The following is a 26,386-nucleotide window of genomic DNA, read 5'->3' on the forward strand; positions in this document are numbered from 1 at the left end:
ATTAAAACAAATTCCACACAACTAAAGAACAAAAAACATAAAGTGTTATCCATTATTCCTATCACTTCTCAACATGCAAATCCTGCATGTTGAGAAGATTTGGATATATTCTGAGTTCAAATTACTTACAAACTTGAAAGAACCCCCTCTGGTAGATAAGCATTAAAACTCGCAGTAAGTAACAAATCATTCGATGCTTCGATATCAGGCCCAAAGAATCTGTCCTTATCGTAATAGGCCACCACTTCGCGTAACTCAGCTTTGGCCTTGGCAATGGCTATACTTGGTTGTAGCGGCGCTCTGAAATCTAACCCCTGAGCCGACGCTAATAGTTCAATTGCCAATACGCCACGGGTATTTTCTGACATATCCCGCAAACGACGCGCAGCAAACGTGGCCATAGACACATGATCTTCTTGGTTAGCCGAGGTTGGTAGGCTATCAACCGATGCGGGATGCGCGTAAGTCTTATTTTCTGATGCCAATGCCGCCGCAGTGACTTGCGCGATCATAAAACCTGAATTCACACCGCCATTGTCAACCAAAAAAGGTGGCAGCTTAGACAAGCTAGAGTCAATTAATAGCGCAATACGCCGCTCAGCAATAGATCCTAATTCTGCAATCGCTATCGCTAAGTTGTCGGCTGCCATAGCAACGGGCTCAGCATGAAAATTACCACCTGAAATAATGTCGCCAGTATCTTGAAACACCAGTGGGTTGTCGGTCACACCGTTAGCCTCTGTGCCCAACACTTCACCTGCATGACGTATTTGAGTTAAACATGCCCCCAATACCTGTGGCTGACACCGTAATGAGTAAGGATCTTGCACTTTTTCACAATTAACATGATCTAGGCTTATTTCGGATTCATCGCCCAATAGATGACGAAAAATCGCCGCTGAGTCAATCTGGCCTTGTTGACCACGAGCAGCATGAATTCGGGCATCAAATGGACTACGACTGCCCATGGCAGCTTCGACGCTCATGGCGCCAATAACCGAACTCGCTGCAAACAGATCTTCTGCATTAAATAAGCCTTCAAGGGCAAGTGCTGTTGAAGCTTGAGTACCATTAAGCAGGGCTAATCCCTCTTTAGCCGCAAGTTCAATAGGCTTTAACCCAGCAATTTCAAGACCTTCTGCAGCCGTTAAAATCTGTCCTTTATAGCTCATTTCCCCCTCTCCCAGCAGCGGCAAGCACATGTGCGCCAACGGTGCGAGGTCGCCCGATGCTCCTACAGACCCCTTTTCTGGTACACACGGGTACACTTCAGCATTCACTAACTCGATAAGAAAGTTAATCACCTCAAGGCGTATGCCCGAAAAACCACGACTCAATGAATTAATTTTCAATACCATCATTAAGCGCACTGTCGCATCTTGCATATATTGACCAATACCTGCGGCATGTGACAGCACAATTGAACGCTGGAGCAATTGCAAATCATCGGCGGCTATTTTCGTATTCGCTAACAAACCAAAACCGGTATTAATACCATAAACAGTACGGCCTTCATCCAATACTTGCTGTACTAAACCAGCACTGACATGAATGCCTGCAATGGCATCTTCGGCCAAAGTTAACTTAACTTTTCTGCGACTAATTTGACGAATTTGAGATAAGGTTAAAGTACCTGGATGTAATATTAAATGACCCATTGTTTACTGCTCCAACATAGGTAAGTCTAAATGTTGCTCTTTAGCACACATCTTAGCGAGTTCGTATCCAGCATCGGCATGACGCATCACCCCTGTTGCAGGGTCATTCCAAAGTACTCGACCAATTCGCGCCGCCGCATCATCACTGCCATCAGCCACAATAACCACCCCTGAATGCTGACTAAAGCCTATGCCTACTCCACCACCATGATGCAGCGATACCCAAGTCGCGCCACTTGCGGTGTTAAGTAGTGCATTCATCAATGGCCAATCAGATACCGCATCAGAGCCATCTAACATGGATTCGGTTTCACGATTAGGACTAGCAACAGAGCCAGAGTCTAAGTGATCTCGGCCGATCACAATAGGCGCAGACAGTTCACCATTTTTAACCATTTCATTAAAAGCCAATGCCAAACGAGCACGGTCTTTTAAGCCAACCCAACAAATACGTGCTGGCAATCCCTGAAATGCGATACGTTCACGGGCCATATCTAGCCAGTTATGCAAATGGGGGTTATCTGGGATCAACTCTTTGACTTTAGCATCGGTTTTATAGATATCTTCTGGATCACCAGAAAGTGCCACCCAACGAAATGGGCCAATACCTTCACAAAAAAGAGGACGAACATAAGCAGGCACAAAGCCTGGAAAGTCAAAGGCATTGTCAACCCCTTCTTCGAATGCCATCTGACGGATATTGTTACCGTAGTCAGTGGTTGCAGCGCCCGCCGCTTGTAAAGCGAGCATTGCCTTAACTTGCACTGCCATCGACTGTTTAGCCGCCTTGACCACTGCTGCTTCATCGCTTTTTCGCATTGCGATGGCTTGCTCTAATGTCCAGCCTTGTGGCAAATAACCGTTTAGCGGATCATGAGCCGAAGTCTGATCAGTTACCACATCAGGAGTAATACCACGCTCGACCAGCTCAGCAAATACATCTGCAGCATTTCCAAGCAAGCCGACAGAAACAGGATCACCGCGCTCATTAGCATCATTGATCATGGCTAAGGCTTCATCAAGTGAGGTCGCTTTTTTATCAAGGTAACGGGTTCGTAGACGAAAATCGATACGGGTTTCATCGACTTCGCAGGTTAGTACAGAGTAACCCGCCATCGTCCCTGCTAACGGCTGCGCCCCGCCCATGCCGCCTAAGCCACCGGTTAAAATCCACTTACCCGCGGATGAGCCACCAAAATGTTGCTTAGCCATGGCAACAAACGTCTCATAAGTGCCTTGGACTATGCCTTGAGAGCCGATGTAAATCCACGAGCCTGCGGTCATCTGACCGTACATGGCCAAGCCTTTTTTATCTAGCTCGTTAAAGTGTTCCCAACTGGCCCAATGAGGCACTAAATTTGAATTGGCTATAATCACCCGAGGAGCATTATTGTGGGTTTTAAATACCCCCACAGGCTTACCAGATTGCACCATCAAGGTTTCATCTTCCTCAAGCCGTTGCAATACCTCAATAATTTTATCATAGCATTCCCAGTCACGAGCAGCACGACCAATACCACCATAAACAACCAGATCTTCCGGTCGCTCGGCAACATCAGGATGAAGGTTGTTCATTAACATACGCATCGGCGCTTCAGTGAACCAGCTCTTGCAACTCAGTTGTGTGCCATGCGGGGCAATGATACGGCGACTTGGATCGTGTCTTTTATCCATTTGATCTAACCTCATTTCAATTTATTTGTTGATATATCTTTGATATAGAACTCTATCGCTCTACTTATTTTTATGGTTTTTAACTTGTATATACATCTGTATTTAGGGTTAACCTTTTTTTACCCACGCCATCGATTTTAAAGCGATATTGCCATTGCTTTAAAAAGTCAGGTGGCCTCCTAAACGAAACCGACTACCTGGATGTATTAATCTTGCGAAACTCACCACCCCCTCCCGGGACCAAGTACGTCGTAGAATTTGTAAACAAGGTTCTGTAGCTTGGATATTTAAATGTTGTTGATTATGCTTATTGGCGACGACGGCTTCTAATGTATGGCGTGCTTCAGTCAACGGAGCAACATGTGATAAATACTCATGAGGGGTTAACCTAGTAAAATCTTGATCCAAATAATCAGGCACTAGCTTAGGGTTGACAAAACGCTCCTCAAGTTGCAAAGGCACACCTTCTTCGCAATGCACTAGCACTGAATAATACACTTGAGTACCGGCTTCTAACCCAAGTGCAATAGCAATAGGTGCAATGGCTTCTATTGGGGACAGTGTCAACTGCTTAACGGTATAGCCATGTCCTCTGTCTTTAATTTCATCAGCAATATTACGAATGGCCATCATGGATGACTGAGACTTTAGCTCAGCAACAAAAGTCCCTAAACCTTGAGAACGCTCAAGCACGCCACCATCCACCAGCTCAGTTAACGCACGCCTTGCTGTCATGCGGCTGCACCCAAACCGTTCAGCCAACTGATTTTCAGACGGGACACGCGTGTGTTCTTCCCATTCAGCTGACTCGATGCGAGCTAAAATGTACTGTTTGATTTCAACAAACTTTGGCGTAGCCATAAGCTTTCCTTAAATTTAACGATTACACTAAGCTTTACTGTCACTTTACTTAAGGTACTTTGATGGTAACCATTAACCCTTTTCAAATGATTAACATTACCGCTATAATCCTAACTTGTATATACAAGCAAGTACACGTTAGATCACGATTTTATTTACTATGCATGAACACCTCAAATAAGAGAGCACACTATGTCTTGGGATCAAGTATGGATTGACGTTAACATAGCCAGTATGGACCCTTCTTTATCAGTACCTTACGGCGAAATACTCAATGCTGCGATGGCGATAAAAGAGGGGAAGATAGCTTGGATCGGCCCACGGAGTGAATTGCCAGAATTTGATGTTATGTCAACACCTCTTTACAGAGGTAAAGGCGGTTGGATCACCCCAGGTTTGATTGATGCTCATACCCATTTAATTTTTGCAGGTAACCGCGCTAACGAATTTGAGCAACGCTTACAGGGCGCAAGTTACGAAGAAATAGCACGTAATGGCGGTGGCATAATTGCAACGGTTAACGCCTGCCGTGAAGCCAGTGAAGCCGAGCTTTTCGAACTCGGTCGAATCAGACTAAATGCCTTAGCTAAAGAAGGCGTCACTACAGTCGAGATTAAATCAGGCTATGGATTAGACACAGAAACAGAATTGAAAATACTCAGAGTTGCTCGCGAACTCGGTAAGCATCATCACGTCGATGTAAAAACCACCTTTTTAGGCGCTCATGCGATTCCCCCAGAGTACAAAGATAATATCGAAGCCTATGTCGATTTAGTGATTAATGAAATGTTACCCGCGGTGATCAAAGAGAACTTAGCCGATGCCGTCGATGTATTCTGTGAGAATATCGCCTTCAGTGTCGAGCAAAGCAAACAGATACTCACAGCAGCCCAAAATGCAGGACTCGATGTCAAGCTGCATGCCGAGCAGCTATCAAACTTAGGCGGCGCTGCAATGGCGGCCAAACTCGGCGCTAAGTCGGTGGATCATATTGAATACTTAGATGAAGCAGGTGTTAAAGCCCTAAGTAAAAGTAGTACTTGCGCCACCCTACTTCCTGGGGCATTTTACTTCCTTCGCGAAACTCAAATGCCGCCTATCGACCTGCTGCGCAAGCATAAAGTCCCAATGGTATTGGCCAGCGATTACAACCCAGGTTCATCTCCACTTTGCTCAAGCCTACTGATGCTCAATATGGGTTGTACCTTGTTTCGCCTAACCCCCGAGGAGGCCCTGGCAGGAATGACCCGTAATGCAGCTAAAGCGTTAGGAATTGAAGATAAAGTCGGCATGTTAGCTACCGGCATGCAGGCTGACTTTTGTTTATGGGATATCACAACTCCCGCTCAATTATCCTACTCCTATGGCGTTGGAGTATGCCTAGAGGTAGTTAAAAATGGGCAAGTAGTACATCAATAATTTTGCAGTATAAACGATGGGCTTGCCCATCGTTGTAGGCTTAATGTGACGTTATCATAACGGATTAATTGAATCCAGAATCAGATATCTTTCGTGTCTAAATTAACTTGTGGTTTCCTCGCTTTTTTAATATCGATGTATAAAGTAGCCATGATGATAACAGAGCCAATCGTGAGTTTTATTAAGTTAAACTCGCCATCCCACAGGGTAATATTGACCAAAATCCCGACAGGTATTAACAAATTATTAGCGATTGCCAATTGCGTTGTTGTGACAAGTTTCGAACCAACATTCCATAAATAATACCCTAAACCAGATGCTACTATTCCCAGATATACCAATGTGATAAGTTGTTCGTCAGTGATGATGAGATTATTAGCATCCCCCAATCCTGCGTAAGCAATAAGTGACACTAAAAATGCCCCAAAATAAAAATAGGCAAAATTATTTATCTGCTTATTTTTGATCACCACCTTGCCATACATCACCTGTCCCATAGCAAAGCATAAATTAGCACCTTGTATGAGCAAAAAACCAATAATAACATCAGATCCTATAATGGTGTCTCTGATGACATATGCGCCAACAACAGAACAGATAACCAGTATTAAATTTTTGGTTAAATTTCTTTTTTTGATTAGATTATCGATTAATATTAAGTATATAGGTGTGGTTATGTTGAAAAGCAGGATTTCATTGACGCTGATATATCTAAATGCATTAAAATAAAAACAGTACATTAACCCTAGCTGTATTGCTCCAACAAGCATCATGTTAACATTAATACTAGATATCCGCATAGGCTTGATAAAAGGAAGAAAAAACACCATTGCCAGGGCAGCTCTAATCATGATGGCAAGGTATGGATCGACACTACTTAATTGGCTTCCGATCAAGCTAAATGAAAATGACCATATTAATGTGCTTACCAATAAGTATACCAAGAAAACCACCTTATATTTCTGGCTAGCATTGCTGACATGTCTTCACTCAGCCACTAGATCACCTCAATAACAAGCAGGATAAGTCGTCGATTTGGGAAGAATAAAACAACCGCAGAATTTAAGTCATATTTAACATTGCCGCTATTATACATTTCTTGCAATAAAGGGACATAAAATATCTTTTTACTCCAATAAAAAACCACCTTACCTTTTTATTACAAAATCATAATTTTAAACCCGAAAGCACATTGAAAAGCTAAATACATCAAACCTTATTGCTTAATCACTCTGTAAAATTTATAGTAACAGCCGTTGTTTTTATAGATGAAAATCAAGATTCTATGTCCACCCAGCTATCCCCACATGTAATCTGGTGGTTAACCTTTAAGTGGTTAAAAATGATCACATAGTACATCAATAATGTAGCAGCCTAAGCAATGAAACTGATTCATCGTTTTTGCAGTTTCATTTAAGTTGGTTTTATTAGTTTTGATAATATTAACCATAGCTTCATGGTTATCTACCGCTTCCCAGCAGGGGAGCTGGTCTCTGCGGGACGGTGAATAAAATAGATACATTCGATTTCTGAGCTTATGAACACAATTCATGGACGATAAGCTGGATTTCAGATAAGAATATCCTTGTGAGCACGACATGAAAGCTCGCTGCCATGCCCACATCTGATTACCTATTTTCTTCGAGCAGGCTTATTTCGGTCAAAAAGCGCTTTATAATAAAAAGGCAAACATCATCTCAAACACCTGTAAAAAATCACCTGATTTTAGCACAAACCACTTCCGCATTGATTCCACAGTCACCACCATTGCGGTCATATTCCTTACAGGATGCATACAACTTGTTAGCCCCCTCATAGATACCATCAATTGGCATGCTGACAGCGTTACTAAACTTGCCAATCAGGCAAACCCCATGGGATGTACGATCGGAAGACTTACTTACCCACATTTTACCAAGCTTCGGCAATTTCAAGGTTTTGGCATCATTTGGAGGCCATTCTAGATTACAGTTACTACGGGCACCAACAATTTCATAACCTACAGGGCAACCAAGGTAAAAGCCACATCCAGCATTATTGCCAGTAATTCGACATTGATGTGACGATCTGGTGATTGCCGTAGATGCGGATATATTTGTGAATTTATTCACCATTAGGTTACCCCACATAGTATTTTTACCTAACGCACTCGCTCCCTCTGTCATATATCTTTCAGGATTTCTATTCAAGAATTGATTTAAAAAAATCACGTTACTTACTGCAAAATCTCGATTATTGGTTGAACTTGAGTTCGGTATCTTATATCTACCATCATCGTCACAATAACTACGATTCCCATCCCTACTTGACATTGAAATTGCTTTATTTGACCCTTTATATTTATTGTAATAAAACTTATTGTACCTAATTGTATTATGGCTTGGTGTTGTATAACGGATAGTACCTCCCTCACCGCAATTTCTATACAGGTAAATCCCACCATTATTTATCCCACTAAAGTAATTACCCTCTAGTACATTAAAATTAGAAGCATCTATTGCTACCTTTTCCCTTCCCCCGCCAGCATAGAAATAACTATTCTTAATCGTTGTTCTAGTTGTCTCTGCACCTAAATAGAGGCTCACAGAGTCCGAGTACCCCCTAAATTTGACACTGTCTACTAATGTATTACTCGCTCCCGTAGCAATATATAAATGGGTCCTTTTATCAGACGTAATTGTCGAATTAATAATTCGTGTATGGTACGGTGCAGTAGAACGCAGCCTATTCACATGTCCAGGTTTATGAGATGAAGCGTTCGTTTCCTTGCCCTCTCCATTCTTACTTATTCCCCAAACCCTCACCCCACCGACAATTTTACAGTTTTTAATGGTTACATGTTCAGGTCGGTGCCACTCACCCCTCCTTAATTGTGAACGCACCCAAACAGCATCATCATTTTGACTAAAAATACCTAGTTGTCGAGCTTTAGTCATGTCAATACGACCACCGTTACAGTCCAACGTAACATTACTAGATGCATTTCCGATAAATTGGACTCTCTGTGTAATAACATCATTTGGTGACAATGTTAAATTACAGTTAATCAATGAATCTTTATTACCGTGAGTAACTGGCGCTAATATTTCCGCCTTTTGTTCTATAGTGCAAACAGATGCCGAATAAGCATTACCAATAAATGAAAAAACACAACAAGATATAGCGACAATATTTTTTATTAACTTCATAAATATCCCTTTATTAAAATCCTAAAATATTCAAAGGCGACCAATAGTTGAGTGATATGAATTTTTATTACATTAATACTCTTACTAAGCTTTAATGATGAAGTTTAATCGCGGTTTTAATCTCTCAAACCTAACATACCAATCCCCCAGCAAATTAACACCGACAAGTTTTATTTAATCGCAACTTAATTCAATCCTGAGCGTAAAATTTAGCATGGTAAGTGACGACACCTTTAAGGATCACACTGCTGAAACTAAATGCTTGACAGTATTTAACTGGGACATCAGGTCAAACTAAATTCACTTTGGCTTTAAAGCCAATTTTTTGATAGAAATCAGGATCGCCGAGCGGCACACACCTATAGAAAATGATAATTCACTAGTAATAGTACACGTTTCAGCATAGGATTTAAGTTGTGTAAACAGGCACACTTAACAGTAACGCATTGCGGAGTAAGCAGACATCATGGGTATCAAAGCCATAGTTGTAGATACAGCAGGTACGACAACCGATCTAAGCTTTATTAGAGACACGCTTTTTCCTTATTCAGCTAAAGCCATAGCAGAATTTTTAGTAGAAAATAAGTCCAATGTTCTCATCGACAACTGCATTTGTGATGTCAAAGACATCGCCCTTGAACCAGATGCTTCTTTAGAGCGTGTAATAGACATTCTGCAACTCTGGATTACAGAAGATCGTAAAGCCACCCCCCTTAAAACACTTCAAGGCCTAATTTGGAAGCAAGGTTATGACCGTGGCGAATTTACTGGCCATATTTTTCCCGATTTCATCGCAGAGATTGAACATATAAAACAGCAAAAAATACGTATTTATAGCTTTTCATCAGGTTCTGTCGAAGCACAAAAATTACTATTCAGTCACAGTGATGGCGGCGATTTGACCCCTCACTTTGACGGTCATTTCGATACCCGTACTGGTCATAAACTGTTTAAACAGGCTTACAGTAATATCATTAACACCATCAGCTTAGCTCCTAAGCAGGTACTATTTATTTCTGATGTTGTTGAAGAGCTTAAGGCGGCTGAAGAGGCTGGTATGCGCACGCTACAGATGGTTAGAAGCCAAGATCAGCCAACTGGATCACACACACAAATTACCAGTTTTGCTGAATTAACCTTCTCATGATAACCAAACAGCTAAAACAAAATATCTAGGTACCTATTTTCTCGCTCTGCTTGTTGACGCTTAGTCATACTGTTATGCTAAGCCTCAAATTTAAACACTTGTTTGAATGTATTTTTGAGTAACGGGGCGAAAAAATGGAAAGTTTTATCAAACAACATCCTATCCATACTGAAATAACCGTTGCTTGGGGTGAAATGGACGCACTGCAACATGTTAATAATGTTATCTACTTTAAATACTTCGAATCAGCACGTATCGATTTTTTTACTCAGATAGGTCTTTTCAACGAATTACAGATAACCAATATCGGTCCTGTATTAGCCGATAACAATGCACGCTACAAACGTCCGATAACTTATCCTGACACCTTACTCGTCGGCGTGACTATCAGCGATGTGCAAACAGATCGCTTTATGATGAACTATACGGTATTTAGCCAAACGCAACAGGCTGTCACCACATTAGGTCGCTCATTAGTGGTGATGTTTGATTTTAACACGGGTAAAAAATCTAACTTAAGCGACAAAGTGCTAAACGCACTAAAAAATTATGAGCAACAAGCCTAAGAATATAAAATAGGGTAATGATGACCGATACTCCAGTATTACATCAGCACACTTCACATCAATTTATAATTAATATTAACCAAAAACAGGCAATATTAGTCTATGAAATTGATGATGACCAAATCAATTTTACCCGTACTTTCGTTCCTGATGAACTTAGGGGCCGTGGACTCGCAGAAAAGCTAGTCCACCATGGCCTTCATTGGGCTAAAGAGCAGGATTACAAAATTGAAGCCAGCTGTTGGTATGTGAAGAAGTTTTTATCACTACTTTAAGCTCTCACTCTCCAGTAAACCGAATAAGCTGTTGCTTTATTACATCGGTGATCGCTTGGCTCTTATCAAGAGCATAGTCATAGTAAACTAATGTGGTCTTGGCTTCTGCAGTTTGCTTGCCTTCTTGCCAGCTTTGCTGCGCAACTTCAAAACTCGCATTACCAACACGACTAATCCAAGTTTTCACCAATACAGGCATGCCATAATTCGTCGGTAAGGTATAGGCGATAGTGAAACCTGCAACGATCAAATTCCACTGACTCAAATCTAAACTCGGATTGAAAATTTCAAATATTGGCTCACGAGCCGCCTCAAACCAAACGGGTAGCACAGTGTTATTAATGTGCCCTAGCCCATCTGTCTCATTGAATCTAGGTTGGATCTCTACACTAAAGAAAGTCTCTGGCACGGCTAATATCCTTATGTTCTTGTGAATCAAGTAAATGGATGCACGCTATTATTTTACATACATCTTGTTTATTTCACAGGCATACTTGTTGTAAATAACTTTACGCCTTAACTTCATGGTTGGGGTGATAAGCCCCGCTTCCATCGAGAACGCTTCAGGCAACAGGGTAAATCGCTTAATTCTCTCGAAATGAGCAAGCTCACTCTGTAGTATCTTAAGTCTTTGTTCAAAATGCTCAATAACATGATGATGGCGCAGCAGCTCAATGGGAGAGTCATAATAAACCCCTTTCTCTTTGGCCCAGCACTCCAATGTTTCAAAGGCGGGTACAATTAATGCGGTCACATAGTTTTTAGCATCAGCAATAATCGCGACTTGCTCAATAAACGGACAACACCCAACTTTGCCTTCGACGCGTTGTGGCGCGATATATTTACCATTAGAGGTTTTCATCAACTCCTTGATGCGATCGGTAATAAATAAATTACCCTGCTCATCGATACGACCCGCATCACCTGTTTTCAACCAGCCATCTTCAAACGTTGCAGCCGTTTCTTCTGGACGATTGTAATACCCTCGCATAACTGTATCGCCACGCACCAAAACTTCATTATCTTTACCTAGCTTAATTTCAACCTCAGGCAAGACTTGGCCATTAGAACCCGGTACGCGATTGGCTAAGGTATTACAGGTCGCAGTAGCGGTTGTCTCTGTCATTCCATAGCCACAAAGTACAGGAACATCAATACTTTGAAAGAACGTTCCCACATTAGGGTCTAATGCTGCACCACCAACAGGCATAAATTTAAGGCGACCGCCTAAGACCTGTTTCAACTTACTAAAAACCAGTTTATCGGCAAGTTTCCACTGTAAACCTAAACCCATTGATGACTGGCGCCGTCTCTGCCCAACTTCAGACTGTTTATAACCCACTGACATAGCCCAAGCAAACATCTTCTGTCTTAGTTTTGGCGCCTTAATCACTTTATCCTGCACCGCACTGTACACTTTCTCCAGAAATCTTGGCACGACACATAATGTGTGTGGCCTAACTTGCAAAATGGCTTCTTTTACGGCCATCGGATTTGGCAAATAAACGTTGCGGCCACCACGGCAAAGTACATAAAAGCTCCAACCTCGCTCAAATACATGACTTAAAGGCAAAAACGCTAGCGACACATCACCTGGAGTAAAAGGTAATAATTGATCATGCTGGCGCACCATAGAAGCGATGTTGCGGTGATCTAACATCACCCCTTTTGGCTCACCTGTCGTACCAGAGGTATAAATTAACGTCAATAAATCATCGAGGTTCGCATCATCCAAACGCTGATTTAACGCTAGTAATACCTCTGATGGATAGCTTTTATCAATGAGATCATCGAAATAATAATGATTTAGGCTGTCTCGGAGCTCAATACTTTTATCAAACACCACGATATGAGTGAGACTTTTGCAACTATCAGCCAATTCACACGCCATCTGATAATGACTAGCATCACCGACAAAAATCAACTGAGCATTGGCATCATCTACAATATATTGCGCTTGTTCTAAGGTACTGGTCGGGTAAATAGGGACCACTATCACGCGCGCCTTGAGACTCGCAACATCTGCACAGCTCCATTGAGGACTGTTATGCGATAAAATCACTGCGCGGCCTTGTATTTGCAATCCGAAATGGATCATGGCCTGAGCAATTTTAGTGCTAATATGATCAAAATCGTACCAGCTCACTTTATGCCATGGTGCCACCATGTCAAAACCTTCAAGTGCGATAGCATCACCCATTTTAATGCTTTGCTGTTTAATTAAACGTGTTAACTGGTATTGCTCGAGCGACATAAATTTACAAACCTTTTAAGCGTACATATGTACCTCTTTTTTATCATTTTACTTTAGTACGCAGCAAAAAATAAGAGTATTTACTCAAATGATATTAAATCATCCAAAAATCGCTATTTACCAATAGATTAACACTGCTGGATTCAGGTTAATTTGTGCTAATATTAGCCTTTTTATACAAGATTAACATGCTGATACAATGATAGTTTAGTAAAACTCAAATAGGATTCAACATAGGATATCGACATGATGTATCACGGACAGCAAACAAGAGACAGCTCTCTGCTCTTTCGTATTAAAAACAAACACATTTCGATTTCAACACTCATCGGGACATGGGTGATTAGCGGATTAATGATCAGTCTTGCAACTTTTGCAGATGACACCACTTTACGCTCACTAAAACAAAGCGAGCAAAAACACTGCTACCTAGAAGGACTCTCAGAACAACTCACTTGTGGCTTCATCACCGTACCTGAGAATGCTAATCGACCACAGGCTAAACAGATACAAATTCATTATGCAGTGCTACCCTCCATTAAAAACAGCAATCATGATGACGCTTTCTTAGCCATTGCTGGTGGGCCGGGTCAATCAGCAATAGATAACGCCGCCTTCTTTAATAGTACCTTCAGTAAAATCAGACAAAATAGAGATATTTTACTTATTGATCAACGTGGTACAGGACGTTCAAATGCACTCAATTGTGAAGTGGATAATACAGAAAGCACCTTAGCAGCCAATGAAGCGGATTTCGATATCACCAAAGAAACCCAAACTTGCTTAGATAATTTAGCCGATAGCGATGTGACCCAATACGGTAGCTTAAATGCCCTGCAAGATTTTGAAGCTGTTAGGCAACATCTTGGCTATCAAAAACTGCACGTTTACGGAATCTCCTATGGCACACGCATGGCTCAGCTTTATATGCGTCACTATCCCAAAGTGCTCTCTACCGTCACTTTAGACGGGGTCGTTCCAATGAAACGAAGTGTGCTCGACATTGATAACGCCATTAGTAGAGCAATCAAGCTACTCATTGAAGATTGTACTAATAACAATTTATGCAACGCTCGCTACGCCAATATCGAAGCCGAACTGCACGCCATCGATGACATCCTGGCACTCGCACCTGTGATCAAACAAATCAGTGATCCCCTAACAAGTGAGGCTACACAATTAACCATGACGCGAGCTAAATTTACAGGGGCTATACGCATGGCACTGTATGTGCCTAATATCAGGGCATTGATCCCTCACGCCATTCATCAAGCTGCAAACGGTAATTACCTCCCTATTTTAGGATTACAAGCACTTAACCTTGATAGTACAGGTATTGCCATGGGGATGAACACCTCAGTGGTGTGCGGCGAAGATTGGCAACCGCTAACTCCTAGCCAGCGTGACGAAGCTAACAAAACGTATTTCGGCCAAGAAATGATAGCAAGCTTCGAGCAATCCTGCAGCGTATGGAATATGCCTGCAGTAGATGAACGCTTCTCAGCGCCCGTTAGCAGTCATATTCCCACTTTACTGCTATCAGGCCGCCTAGATCCGGCAACCCCCCCTAGCTGGGGCGAAATTGTCATGGAAAAGCTCACCAATGCTAAACATTTTATCGCTCCTTATGCCACCCATGGTGTTGCAGGTCAATCATGTGGTAACGATATTATCGCTCAACTTGTCGACACTGGTAGTGTTAGTGAGCTCGATAGTAAATGCTTACATAAAGATGTCAGCCGTAACTTCTACCTCAACGCTAGCACCGTAGAAACCATACCCGAAAAAGCATCAAAGCCCGTCATTATGCAAGGAGATAGCCATGATTAAGGTCTGTAATTTGTCGAAGAAAATTGACGATGTTCAAGCACTCAATGACTTAAGCTTTGAAGCCAAAGATGGCCAGATAACAGGGCTGCTCGGCCCCAATGGTGCAGGCAAGACAACCTGCCTACGTACTCTATTTGGTTTACTGCAGGCTGACGAGGGCCATACAGAAATAGATGGTATCGATGTTGCTAAGTCTCCAATCCAAGCTAAACAACAACTCGGCCTCTTCCCCGATCCATTTGGTCTCTATGAACGACTCACACCAAGGGAATACATCAGCTACTTTGCCGAATTAAATGGTTTATCCCGTAAAGCAGCCAAAATAGCCACACAGAAAGTGTTAACCCAGCTACATATGAAGGATATCGCCGATCGTCGCTGCAAAGGGTTTTCTCAAGGTCAAAGAATGAAAACAGCACTGGCACAGGCAATAGTCCACCAGCCCACTAATATCATTCTCGACGAGCCAACCCGAGGACTGGATGTGATGAGCACCCGTGTACTCAGAGAGCTATTGAAAAATCTAAAGACTCAGGGACATTGTGTGCTTTTTTCAAGCCACGTAATGCAAGAAGTGGCCGCTTTGTGCGATCACGTTATCGTTATGGCTGAAGGTAAAGTCGTTGCCGTTGGCAGCCCTGATGAACTTTGCAAGCAAGCAGGAAAAGACTCCTTAGAAGATGCTTTCATTCAACTTATAGGCACCGATGAAGGAATAGCAGCATGACCAGCAGTATGGTGACAATGATAAGAAAAGAGCTTATCGATGCAGCAAGAGACAAACGCTCTGTCATGGCTGGCCTTTATTACGCTATTGGTACCCCATTATTAATGTGCGGCATGTTTATGTTGTTAATCGGACAAATGACTAGCCCAGAAGATCTCAATATCACCATTGAAAATGGTGATAATGGGCCTGATCTAGTTAAGTACCTTTCCAGCAAAGGGATCACCCATGGTAATAGCCAAGATACAAGCCTTGATATTAAAGATATTCGGCTAGTATTTAGCGATGACTATGCCCTAAATATGTCAAAAGGTATGAGTGCTGAAATCACCCTAATCGCTGATAACTCCAATGAAAAACTGCAAAACTCCATCCGCCGTCTCCAAAAAAACTTGCAGATATATAGCGCCGAGATGGGCAGTCTACGCTTAATCGCCCGCGGAATTAATCCAAGTGTTGTACAAGCCGTTAAACTTAACATTGAAGATCTGGCCACGCCTGACTCCAAAGGTGGGGTGATATTAGGTGTCGCCACGATGACCATGATCTATGCCGTGTTTATCTCAGGAATGAACTTGGCCATAGACACCAGTGCAGGTGAACGTGAACGCAATTCATTAGCCTTACTCTTGAGCCATCCCGTTTCAACCCGCAATATTGTATTTGCTAAAGTTATCGCCGTAACCGTGTTTGCCATGTTAGGGCTCTTGTTGACCTTAATTATTTCTAAAATATCTTACACCTTCGTTCCTTGGCAGCAACTTGGATTTACTGTGTCTATCAGTACCGAGTTTATCCTCCTAATGTTATTGGTCGCTCTACCCATTGCGATAATGGCTGCCAGCTTGCAACTGTTTGTTTCATTTATGGCAAAAAGCTTTAAAGAGGCCCAATCCTATCTCACCCTAGTGTTGATAATCCCGATGATGTTATCCATGGCTGCGAGTTATAATATCGCCCCTGACACCTTGCAGTGGCTCCCTGTCTCTGGGCAACAGCAAGCACTCATTGCTTTTATCAAAGGAAGAGAGGTCCCTATGCTGCAGCTGCTGTTATCATCAATCAGCACCTTAATGATTGCCATCAGCTTAATAGTGGCAATGGAAAAGTCACTTAAGAGCGAGAAGATAATATTCGGCTTGTAGCTTCTTGTTTATAATAAGTATTCCTCTTCAATTCTGAAGGGGAATACTGAAACTCACTCTCTGCTCCATTTGAGATAAATAGCCATAGTGGTGTTCACCACAATATGGCTAAATCGAATGTTAACCAATGAGACAAACTTAGCCTATTTAGCTTTGGGTCTAAATGGCTTAATCACCGACTCATCGCATTCAAGAAAAGGGCCTTCCATGAGATCAAGGCAATAGGGAATAGCCGGGAAAACAGCGTCCAAACACTCACGGATAGACTTTGGCTTACCCGGTAAGTTTACAATCAGCGAACCACCACGCAAGCCTGCGGTTTGACGCGAAAGAATAGCAGTAGGAACGAACGTCAAAGATTCTGCTCGCATCAGCTCACCAAAACCAGGCATCATTCTGTCGCACACGGCTTCAGTCGCTTCAGGTGTGACATCACGTTTAGCAGGTCCAGTACCACCAGTGGTAACAATAAGACTGCAATGTTGCTCATCAGCCATTTGTATCAAGGTTGCCTCGATAACAACTTGCTCATCTGGAATCACTTTATACACAGGTTCCCACTCAGAAATGAGGTATTCGTTGAGCACATCGATAATCGCTTTCCCAGAAAGATCTTCATACACACCCGCACTGGCTCTATCACTCACTGTCACGATACCGATTTTAGCTTTAGTCATCTTATGTCCTACTCATTATGTGATTTATTACACCTTAAAAATATATACCCAAACGACCTCAAGATGCAGGATTCAGCATGTCGAGAAGTGACAGAGTTCAAGGGCGTTAATTGCTCCTGCATTAACGACATTCCCACCATCCATGGCGGTCTTCATGAAATTGACGGACTAGTTATTCTAATTCAATATTTCATAACGAAGAAATAGGTTGCTTCTCGCCATGCCCTCTGGGAGTTCCCATAGAATACCTGCACTGTGTTAGTGTTATCAACAAGGGAACAACCATTCTTTCAATCACTGCCTTATTCAGCCATCCTATGGAGGCTCTGAAACGAGCACCTTGAAGTGGCTTGGGTATATATCTCGTTAGGATCTACAAAATCAGCCCCTGTTCGAGGTTTTCTATCGCTTTAAAACTGGCAAATTGGAAATTACAAATGTCTCGATTGCCAATATTTTTGCTGCCAGTAACTATTGTCCAACAGTGAGATCATCACACCTTGACTAGTAGAAGCATGTAAAAATCGATTATTACTCAAATAAATGCCTACATGTCGCGTCGACCATCCAGTCTTAAAAAACACAAGATCACCTGTTTTTAATTGAGACTTTATAATCGACTGACCCAGATACACTTGTTTTGCGGTCGTTCTTGGTAGCTTTTTCCCCAAAATCTGCTGATAAGCGAGAGACACAAAACCTGAGCAGTCAACGCCCCGCTTGCTCATACCGCCGTAACGGTAAGGGATCCCTCGCCATTCTCGATGAAAAGCCATTAACTTTTGCTCTAAGACCTGTTGTTTATTGCCGTGCTCTTGTGTATTTGCAAGAGTCGTTTTATCCGTGGCAGAATCGTGATTTGCTTGCTCAGGTAATTGGCTCGAACACCCAACGACGACAAGCAAGATAAAAGAACAAACAATGAATCTAAACAAGAGTGGCCTCGAGAGCTTGAATGTGAACTTAAGATAACAGTAAGGGATTAGGTTATCGTTTAGGCTCTGCCAAAACTGAACTCCCTGACAATTCGGTAAGAAAGTGGTTCCATATTTGGTATGTTCTATCTTTTGTTAAGTCTTGCTTGCAAGATAGGCTCATTCCCCCTCGTATTGTTCCCCCAATATATCTCGTATAAACAGCTGAACACTGAGATTTTCTGTAGAGCTCCCAATCGGACTGAGATTTTTTTATTTCTGAAATCAGATCTTTATCTTCACCTGTTGCAGATGCATGTTCAATCGCCTTATCTAAATATCGCTGCATTTCCATTTCTAAATCATCTAACACGACCTGCGCACAGGCGTTAATTTCTATTGTGCTAACCGCTTTGGTGCAGTCTAAATCTTGTTCACTAGACATAGCACTTAGGGGCAGCAAACATCCCATTAGAAGTAATAACTTTTTCAACTTAAACCGCATTATTATATCACTCAGGTATTTCATTTTTGTGTTGTATAGATCTAACAAGGCGGCACACTGGGCCGCCCTGATTTATTCAATTAAACCGTTACATTGAGATCCCGTTTAGGCCTCAGATTTAGCCGCTGGCTTACGCTTCTGATGCACTAAAATAAGTGCAATCAAGGAGACAATGCCTACGGCAATGCCTGTCGGTTGACTAAAGGACTGAGGCAAGCCCAACCCGATACCAGCAGTCATAATATAGGACACGGTGACACTGGTTCCACCAATTGCAGGCAAACTGACAATCCAATGGAAAGTACCTCGATCAAATAGATACTTAGTCGCCAGCCACAGCACACTGGTCGACAGTAACATGTTTGAGAAGGCAAAATATCGCCAAATAAGCGTAAAATCGACCTTAGTCATAAAATAGGCAATAACCAGAATCGGCACGGAAATCAACAGACGATTGCGCACGTTCTGAGGAATATTAAAGGCATCGATTATGGTCAATCGTAAGGCTCTAAATGCCGTATCTCCTGAAGTGATCGGAAAAACAGCAACAGCAATAATTGCCATAATGCCACCCACAACACCCAGGTAGCTAGTCGCAACTTGGTTAACCACCATTCCCGGACCACCGAGATCCAATATCGATTTAAGTTCGATATAACCACCGGGAAAGGCGGCAATCCCCGCCAACGCCCATACACAAGCTACGATGCCTTCACACATCATGGCACCATAGTAGACTGGACGAACATATTTTTCATTAGTCAAACAGCGAGCCATGATCGGCGCCTGAGTCGAGTGAAAGCCACTGATGGCACCACAAGTAATGGTCACAAACAGTAGAGGCCAAACGGGTAAACCATCAGGATTAGGTTCCAACAGCTCATTGTTATAATGACTATGATCGAAGTAGGCAAAAATATTCCCCATCTCAGGTAACTGAGGCGCACTCATTAATAAAGCTCCGGCAATCGATACCGTCATGACAATCATCAACAGACCAAATATTGGGTAGAGCTTAGTAATGATTTTATCAATAGGCAGCATGGTCGCTAATAAGTAATAAGCTAAAATCACCAATACCCAGAGGGTATTATTCGCGAAGATGGTCCCTTCTAAATAATCTAAGTGACTCAATAAGCCCGCTGGACTCATGATAAACACCACACCAACAAAAAACAGCAGCATAGCGGTAAAAATGAGCATCACGCCTTTAGCGTAGACATTAAAATAGTGGCCGGCTATTTCTGGTAGGCTCTTACCGTCCTCTTTAATACTCAGCACACCTGAGAAGTAATCGTGAACTGCGCCGCCAATGATATTACCTAAAACAATCCATACCAAGGCGATAGGACCATAAAGCGCCCCCAAGATGGGGCCAAAAATAGGGCCAACACCAGCAATATTAAGAAACTGAATTAGAAAGGCTTTCACCGGGTGAACTTCGACATAATCGACGCCGTCGGCAAAGCGAGTTTGAGGCGTCTTGGCATTATTGTCGATCCCCGCTTGACGTTCTACAAATGGACTGTAGAACTTATAAGCGAGTAGCAACAAGGCGATGCAGATAATGAATATAAGCATTTTATTATCATCCATTCTTTTAGGGGGTATACCCAAACGACCTCAAGATGCGGGATTCAGCATCTTGAGGTCGTTTGGGCATATGTTCGACTACGAGTATCTACCAGTTAACACATCAGATCAAGTGACCGTCTTAGTCTAATACAGATGTAAGTCGATCTCAGTTTAGCGATACTTACATGCTCCGTAAGCGGTCCATTCTTTCATAAAAACAATTGGCTCCGCCCAAACAATGTTGACGATATAATCCCAGTTATCGTCATCTGAGTTATTTTGAGTCCAATAATCTCTGTGTGTCGGCCAACCTACTATCCCGTCTTGAGCAAATTGAATAAGCTCTTCTGAGCTGGGCAGCAGCATCCCTCTGCTTTCACACATAGATTTGGCTTGGCTATAGGTGAACGTAGCCCATTTAGGGCCAAAATCCACTTCTGCTTTATATCCAGTAAAGGCAACACCCGATTCTTCGGCTTCTTCTTTGGTCAATGGAAGCGTGAATTGTGCCGATGCTTGGGGCGGTGGGCTAACGGGCTCATTCAGTGTTTCTCCTGAGGTACAAACAACATATTGATGACCATGTGGATATCTCGTTGTACCACCGCCATCTATCCCCACTGTGTAATAGCGTCCTTGAGGGTCAATGGTTGCAGACCAATAGTCAATTGCGACAGGCCACACATGTTCATCTAAGTCTTCGTATTGGTTAAACCATGTTTGCAATTCTACTAATTCGAATTTGGTGGGAAGTCGCATCCCCTGGCTGTGGCACAGAGTGGTAGCTTGTTGATAATCATAAGTAGGCCAAGAGAGTCCGGTAGCATATTCATGCACTTGCGTGGAATAACTGACCCCAAACTCATCGGCTAGCTCTGATGTAATCGGGACACTAAATTGCGCAGAAGAAACACCTGTCACATCTGAATTTGCTAACCAAGTTTGCCCTGCCGTTAACACGTTTAGCCACCCCTGCTGCACAATATTGACATTCACTTGAGTTAAGGCTGCTGCCACCACGTTATTCGGGTTATTAATCACTTCTTCACTGTCAATATGACGGACTCCCTCAACAACTGTTTCAAGTTGACTAACAATGATAGCCCAACCTCCTCGGAGCTTTTGTTGTGACATCAGCGCAGATTGTCCATTGTCTAATATCTTCTCGATACTATCAGTTGCAATACTCCATGAGAGATAAACCGCTTGATCTTGAGCCATTTCTTGACGCAAGCGAGTCACATCCTCACGAATAGACTTAATTTGGTTCTTAAGCGCTAAGACCTGTGCAGTACCTGCAGCAGCGGTACTGACAGCAGCAATGGTACCAAAGGGGAAAATCCATGCATATGTTGGAGTGGTGGCAGAAACCTTCACCCACTTTCTATACTCACGATTGAGGTCATCAATTTGCGCTTTCAACTCGTCAATTTGATTACTGGCAGCAGAGCCATCATTTTCTAAAATATTTGAATTAATAGACTGTAGCTGACTTAACTCTACCAGCTGAATTTCAAGATTATTAATGAAAATAGTCAATCCATCACCTAAATTGTCAGCATCCATATAGTATTGATTAGCGTCCTCTAACATCGCCTCCAAAGTGGCAAGCAATAAAACTTTTACTTGATAAAAATGCTCGCTATTCCCTGTTTGTGCTGCCGCAAGCAACTGATTTGCTTGAGACACAATATCACTAGAAGTGTCGGTTACCCCTTGAGCATAATCAACCAAACTACCTACCAGAGCGACCATACGGTCGCGATAGCCTAGCTCACCTAGCCAAGTATCAGAGATCTGGTGGATATCTTGATAGCGTTGAAGCAATTCTTGATACATACCGTCAAATACGACCTTATCTCCCATCATGAAACGCTTGCGCATGTTATCTTCGGATATTGGCAGTGTGCTCGCTGTACGCGCTAACATATTGAGTTGGATCCATTCTTCTTTACTAAGAATAGAGTCGCTATTTTGAATATCAAAGGCTTCTGCATTGCCCAGAACATGACTTTGCTCCGCGAATGCAATACCTTGCAAGACAAATGTACAGATCGCCGCTAATATTATTTTTTGCCACATAATACAGACCTCTTAAATATGCTCATTAAATTAATGTGTTCCCCACATAATCTAGGCGCTTTCTTTCCTGACATGACTGGTTGTTAAGCAGTGGCAGCTGATAGTGTTTCACTTGATCAGCTGCCCATTTTTACGTTAACTTTTTAAAAAGGTGGCGTCACCCAGTCACCTTCAAAGATCAGCTCAATGCTCTGCACTTTCGTTAAATCAAATTTTTCATGTTCAAAAAGCTTGACTGTCCAGGTGCTAAACGGTGTTGGTTTAAAATAGAAGGCACCAAAGTCTTCAGCAACCTCACCAGAAGTGATCTCTGTATACTCTTGACCTTCTTTTTCATAGGAATAGGTTCGATCGGACTCTTTAGTATTAAAAAGATACGCTTGGTCTTGATAGAAATCTCTGAATTCTCCAGTGTGCGTCAGTTGAAATTCATACCGCCCACCTTCCAATTCCTCACCGAGTAGCCTCACACCAATACGCTCTAAGCGCACCCGCTCTTTATTGTTAAATATCCCTGCACCAAAACTGTTATGGTTTTGCTCATCAATAATAAAAGTAAACTCTCCGGTTTCCTTTAATCGATTCAGCATGGTCTCGTCAGTGAGTTCAGTACTCGTCCAGAAAGTCTGCGGTGGATTGCCGTAAAAGGTTTCAACCACTTGGGTTAATTGCTCATTCATTGAAACCAAATTCTGATTATATTCCAGATAACTGGCATTAGCGCTTGGCACAACGGTACTGTCGTGAAAGGTATGGTACTTATATGCAGCATTATAATTCAATTGAGCACTGTAAAGTGGTCGCTTGAAAAAGTTATAAGCACGATATAGGTAGCGCTCGACTTTTTCCAAAGCCTGCTCATCACTGCCTAACTCCTCAATATATTGACTAACTTGCATATAATCATCTTCAATAGCTTGTTTGGCTAGCTGAAGTTCGGCCAGTCGATAGGTTTCAAGTATGATAGTAAGCTGAGTACTTGATGCACTTGAACCCGTTGTTATTAGTTTACTGAGTTCATTTTTGTACTCTCGGGTACCAAGGATTTCTAGCTTTTCAGCAGCACCCAGAGTTGTATCAATGTCTATTTTAGCCAAGTCCCACTCAAGAGTTGCACTTTCTATGCTGGGAATAGAAAGATCCGAGTCTTGTAATATTTGGTTTAACTCTGCAGTTATTTTATTGGTTTTAATCAGCTCTAAAAGACGTGTAATATTTCCCATTAGCTTGTTAATTTTAGTAATATTGTCTCCTATATTCGTCAGCTTTTTAGCGATATTCACGCCTTGCTGAGCACTATCAGCGGCTTCACCGATAGCCTCTGCCGCGCCCGCCAATGCCGCTGGACCAATGGTAAAAGCTGATATTACAGAGGTTGCCAATTCACTTAACGCCGAAAAAACATCAAGCACCAAAGAAAAACCAAATCGAGTTTGGTAGCTGATTATGCCTGCTCTAAACTTGTCTCTAGCCGCTATAATAGCCACTTCTTGCAGTTCGAAAGCGTTCAACTTTCTTGTAAGAGAAGCTTGTATACGTTCTATTTTTGAGATTTGAGTATTAACAATACCCTCTTGCGCATTCAATGCGTTATCTAGCTTCTCCAACATAAGCGCTGCACTCGCTTGCCTAGCCTCAATATCAATCTGATGATTTTCAAATTGATCATATTCACTTTGATAGGCTTCCATCGCATCGAGGATTTGCCCATAATTGTTGGAGTAGACATCAAGATTCAACACTGGCACATAATTTTGCGCCTTTTGGGAGGAGCTATAAAACAAATTCAAACTTTTTAACGCACGGAAAATATCACCAAAGTTTTCTTCGTTTTCTTCATTTATCAAAGTAGAAGAATGACCTAGCAAAGTAGCATACCAATCTAACATTTCTAGGGTGAGCACAGACTGACTGTCAAAAATAGATGCACTTAAATCATATGCATTATTAAATATATAGTCTTTATTATTACCTAATAGTGCAATGATGCCCGCAATAGTGCTTTCATCATAGGTCACTCTTTCATTACCCAATATATTCATATATTTAAATTGATAGCCAGATGATCTATCTTCAACCCACGTACTATGACCACTTGGTGATGTGATCAATATTTTTGCTGGTTCAATTTCATCCGCAACCACTGTCACTGTAGTGATAGGATGGCTATCTCTTTGTATGAACGCTAAGCTACTTGTACCTGTGATCACACGCGCCAAAACAAAAATATTTTTTCCTGCTATGTTTTCAATGACAGATTCATCGATAACAAGGGTATCTGCAATAAATACATATGTCTTTGCGCTAGGATATTGGCTGAACGTCTCTTTTAGATCACTTGCATTAAGCAGCATGTCTTGTTTAACAACTTGCCCTGCAACAGTTGAATCTGTAACACCTTGATAATGGCTAGGAAGGTATTGTGGCTCCGCAACTTGATAATGGTCGGTCCAGGGGCTAGCTAGCGTGCCTTGATGCACCAGTAACATTCCGATAAAAATAGCGTTTTTTTTAAATGACATAATCACATCTCCTAATAAATTGATATGGGGCAAGCCAAGGGCTTGCCCCAATCAAACTATTCGCTACCTGAAGTTACATAAGCGTTTCTCACCCATCCTTCTGAGCTCTCCTTCACACCGTCCCACTCCTCTTCTAACGTATCTAATTGTGCAAGTGTGAGAGCTGTTGCTACTTCGACGACAGGATTATCAATGACACCTTCACTTTGAGCCGTTTCAAGTGTTGCTAAGATGGCATCAAGCTTACCCACCATGACGCTCCAGCCGCCTTTGAGTTTTTCTAATGATGTAAGCGCATTGGATATTTGCTGACGAGTATTATCAATGCTGCTATTGGCGACTATCCAAGATGCATAAGTCAGTTCCTCTGTATCCAAAGTATCTGCCAACGCTTTCAAATCATCTTTAAGAAAATTAATTTCTGTTCTTAACGCTATCGCCTTTGCCGTTCCTGCAGCGGCGGCGGAAATGGAAGCAATGGCCCCAAAAGGAAAAGCGACGGTGACATAGGTCGGTGATGTGGATGCCACTGTGACCCATTTACTCCATTCTTGTTGTTTCTCTTCAATTGAATCTTGCAGCTGATCAATTTTTATTTTTGTTGCTGAACCATCATTTTCTAATATTTCTGCATTGCTCTGCTGTACTAGAGACAACTCTTGCTTCTCTTCGTCCAACGTATTAATAAATGAAGTAAGACCATCACCTAGCTCATCAGCTTCGCTATAGTACCCTTCAGCTTGAGTCTGCATTAGCTCTAAGAATGATTTAAGAGTGACTAAACTTGATAGGGCTAATTCTTGATCCCCGGATATAAGCGCATCCAAGAGTTGTTGAGACCAATGTGGGATGCCATATGCCGGATTCGTATAAGACATGGTCGAGGTAGCGTATGCGCTAATGCTATTCGCAAGATCAACCATTTGGTCGCGATAGCCATTAGGGTCTAGCCATTGACCTGCAATGTCATGAACACTTTCATAACTGCCAAGCAGCTCTTGATAGTTGTAGCCAAACTCAAGTGAGTCAGACATCTTAAAACGATTACGCATTGCCTCTTCGGTAATAGGCAATGTCCTTGCCGTAATAGCAAATACCTGAATGACAGCCCATTCATCACTGTCTAGTACGAAGTTTTCTGTTTCTTCTCCTGTATCCGATTCAACTGTTTCAGTAAATTCATCCGCAGGTAGAAGCACATTATCGCGTTCTTGAGCATGCAGGTTAGTGCTAAACATCGTGACTAGAAAAATAGCGAGTACATTTTTTTTAAATTCCATGCTTATCCCCTTAACATAATAGTCAATTAATTAGTTTACAAAAAAAACAATATAAGTAGCATTCTCCCTCATAGGCATGACCCTAGA

21 protein-coding genes are annotated in these 26,386 nt (G+C 42.2%); 7 read left to right on the plus strand and 14 right to left on the minus strand.

Annotated elements, in window-relative coordinates:
* Nucleotides 1-125: 125 nt before the first annotated feature.
* From hutH to hutC, 3 genes are all read right to left on the minus strand, one after another.
* A complete protein-coding gene (gene hutH, locus HQQ94_RS00580) occupies nt 126-1,658 on the minus strand; it encodes a histidine ammonia-lyase (RefSeq protein WP_173292621.1) in 1,533 nt (510 codons plus the stop codon).
* Between the two features lie 3 nt (nt 1,659-1,661).
* The gene (gene hutU, locus HQQ94_RS00585) at nt 1,662-3,332 is read right to left on the minus strand and encodes a urocanate hydratase (protein ID WP_173292622.1); all 1,671 of its coding nucleotides are present in this window, start codon (nt 3,330-3,332) and stop codon (nt 1,662-1,664) included.
* Between the two features lie 159 nt (nt 3,333-3,491).
* Nucleotides 3,492-4,193: a histidine utilization repressor gene (hutC, locus tag HQQ94_RS00590; RefSeq protein ID WP_173292623.1), complete on the minus strand. Its 702-nt coding sequence runs from the start codon at nt 4,191-4,193 to the stop codon at nt 3,492-3,494.
* Nucleotides 4,194-4,385: 192 nt separating this feature from the next.
* Here hutC and hutI point away from each other — a divergent pair, with 192 nt between their 5' ends.
* Nucleotides 4,386-5,612, plus strand: coding sequence for an imidazolonepropionase (hutI, locus tag HQQ94_RS00595; RefSeq protein ID WP_173292624.1), 1,227 nt, complete (start codon nt 4,386-4,388; stop codon nt 5,610-5,612).
* An 80-nt stretch (nt 5,613-5,692) separates the two neighbouring features.
* On the opposite strand, the gene HQQ94_RS00600 is transcribed toward hutI, so the two are convergent.
* Both HQQ94_RS00600 and HQQ94_RS00605 read right to left on the minus strand, forming a co-directional pair.
* Nucleotides 5,693-6,565 carry an EamA family transporter gene (locus HQQ94_RS00600; protein ID WP_309247223.1) on the minus strand — a complete coding sequence of 291 codons (873 nt, stop codon included), beginning with the start codon at nt 6,563-6,565 and terminating at the stop codon, nt 5,693-5,695.
* Between the two features lie 762 nt (nt 6,566-7,327).
* Entirely contained in the window at nt 7,328-8,800 is a 1,473-nt protein-coding gene (locus tag HQQ94_RS00605; protein ID WP_173292626.1) for a right-handed parallel beta-helix repeat-containing protein, read from the minus strand.
* A 466-nt stretch (nt 8,801-9,266) separates the two neighbouring features.
* Here HQQ94_RS00605 and mtnC point away from each other — a divergent pair, with 466 nt between their 5' ends.
* The 3 genes from mtnC (at nt 9,267) to HQQ94_RS00620 (ending at nt 10,788) form a co-directional block, all read left to right on the plus strand.
* Nucleotides 9,267-9,947, plus strand: coding sequence for an acireductone synthase (mtnC, locus tag HQQ94_RS00610; RefSeq protein WP_173292627.1), 681 nt, complete (start codon nt 9,267-9,269; stop codon nt 9,945-9,947).
* A 134-nt stretch (nt 9,948-10,081) separates the two neighbouring features.
* A complete protein-coding gene (locus HQQ94_RS00615; RefSeq protein ID WP_173292628.1) occupies nt 10,082-10,513 on the plus strand; it encodes a thioesterase family protein in 432 nt (143 codons plus the stop codon).
* 17 nt (nt 10,514-10,530) lie between these two features.
* A complete protein-coding gene (locus tag HQQ94_RS00620; protein WP_375335686.1) occupies nt 10,531-10,788 on the plus strand; it encodes a GNAT family N-acetyltransferase in 258 nt (85 codons plus the stop codon).
* Nucleotides 10,789-10,792: 4 nt separating this feature from the next.
* On the opposite strand, the gene HQQ94_RS00625 is transcribed toward HQQ94_RS00620, so the two are convergent.
* Nucleotides 10,793-11,197 (minus strand): thioesterase family protein, encoded by a 405-nt coding sequence (locus HQQ94_RS00625; protein WP_173292629.1) that lies wholly within the window; start codon nt 11,195-11,197, stop codon nt 10,793-10,795.
* A 48-nt stretch (nt 11,198-11,245) separates the two neighbouring features.
* On the minus strand, nt 11,246-13,042 hold the full coding sequence (locus HQQ94_RS00630) for a long-chain fatty acid--CoA ligase (RefSeq protein WP_173292630.1): 1,797 nt from the start codon (nt 13,040-13,042) through the stop codon (nt 11,246-11,248).
* A 249-nt stretch (nt 13,043-13,291) separates the two neighbouring features.
* Between HQQ94_RS00630 and HQQ94_RS00635 the strand changes: the two genes are divergently transcribed.
* From HQQ94_RS00635 to HQQ94_RS00645, 3 genes are read left to right on the plus strand one after another with little or no spacing between them, the layout of a single operon-like run.
* Nucleotides 13,292-14,872, plus strand: a complete 1,581-nt coding sequence (locus HQQ94_RS00635; RefSeq protein ID WP_375335709.1) for an alpha/beta hydrolase — start codon at nt 13,292-13,294, stop codon at nt 14,870-14,872.
* Complete coding sequence (locus HQQ94_RS00640; RefSeq protein WP_173292632.1) at nt 14,865-15,599, plus strand: ATP-binding cassette domain-containing protein; 735 nt, start codon at nt 14,865-14,867, stop codon at nt 15,597-15,599. Before HQQ94_RS00635 ends, HQQ94_RS00640 begins: the two co-directional genes overlap by 8 nt.
* Nucleotides 15,596-16,744, plus strand: coding sequence for an ABC transporter permease (locus HQQ94_RS00645; RefSeq protein WP_173292633.1), 1,149 nt, complete (start codon nt 15,596-15,598; stop codon nt 16,742-16,744). Before HQQ94_RS00640 ends, HQQ94_RS00645 begins: the two co-directional genes overlap by 4 nt.
* A gap of 143 nt (nt 16,745-16,887) precedes the next feature.
* Here the strand turns inward: HQQ94_RS00645 and mog are convergent, their stop codons facing one another.
* The 7 genes from mog to HQQ94_RS00680 all read right to left on the minus strand — a co-directional run bounded on the left by mog (nt 16,888) and on the right by HQQ94_RS00680 (nt 26,299).
* Nucleotides 16,888-17,421, minus strand: coding sequence for a molybdopterin adenylyltransferase (gene mog / locus HQQ94_RS00650; RefSeq protein WP_173292634.1), 534 nt, complete (start codon nt 17,419-17,421; stop codon nt 16,888-16,890).
* A gap of 431 nt (nt 17,422-17,852) precedes the next feature.
* Nucleotides 17,853-18,356: a C40 family peptidase gene (locus HQQ94_RS00655; protein ID WP_254303967.1), complete on the minus strand. Its 504-nt coding sequence runs from the start codon at nt 18,354-18,356 to the stop codon at nt 17,853-17,855.
* A 52-nt stretch (nt 18,357-18,408) separates the two neighbouring features.
* The gene (locus HQQ94_RS00660) at nt 18,409-18,840 is read right to left on the minus strand and encodes a lysozyme inhibitor LprI family protein (protein WP_173292635.1); all 432 of its coding nucleotides are present in this window, start codon (nt 18,838-18,840) and stop codon (nt 18,409-18,411) included.
* Nucleotides 18,841-18,945: 105 nt separating this feature from the next.
* On the minus strand, nt 18,946-20,421 hold the full coding sequence (locus HQQ94_RS00665) for a carbon starvation protein A (protein ID WP_173292636.1): 1,476 nt from the start codon (nt 20,419-20,421) through the stop codon (nt 18,946-18,948).
* A gap of 165 nt (nt 20,422-20,586) precedes the next feature.
* Nucleotides 20,587-22,497 carry an alpha-xenorhabdolysin family binary toxin subunit A gene (locus tag HQQ94_RS00670; RefSeq protein WP_173292637.1) on the minus strand — a complete coding sequence of 637 codons (1,911 nt, stop codon included), beginning with the start codon at nt 22,495-22,497 and terminating at the stop codon, nt 20,587-20,589.
* Between the two features lie 143 nt (nt 22,498-22,640).
* A complete protein-coding gene (locus HQQ94_RS00675) occupies nt 22,641-25,019 on the minus strand; it encodes a hypothetical protein (protein WP_173292638.1) in 2,379 nt (792 codons plus the stop codon).
* Between the two features lie 56 nt (nt 25,020-25,075).
* Nucleotides 25,076-26,299 (minus strand): alpha-xenorhabdolysin family binary toxin subunit A, encoded by a 1,224-nt coding sequence (locus HQQ94_RS00680; protein WP_173292639.1) that lies wholly within the window; start codon nt 26,297-26,299, stop codon nt 25,076-25,078.
* Between the last annotated feature and the right edge of the window lie 87 nt (nt 26,300-26,386).

The sequence above is a fragment of the Shewanella sp. VB17 genome, assembly GCF_013248905.1.
GTDB lineage: Bacteria > Pseudomonadota > Gammaproteobacteria > Enterobacterales > Shewanellaceae > Shewanella.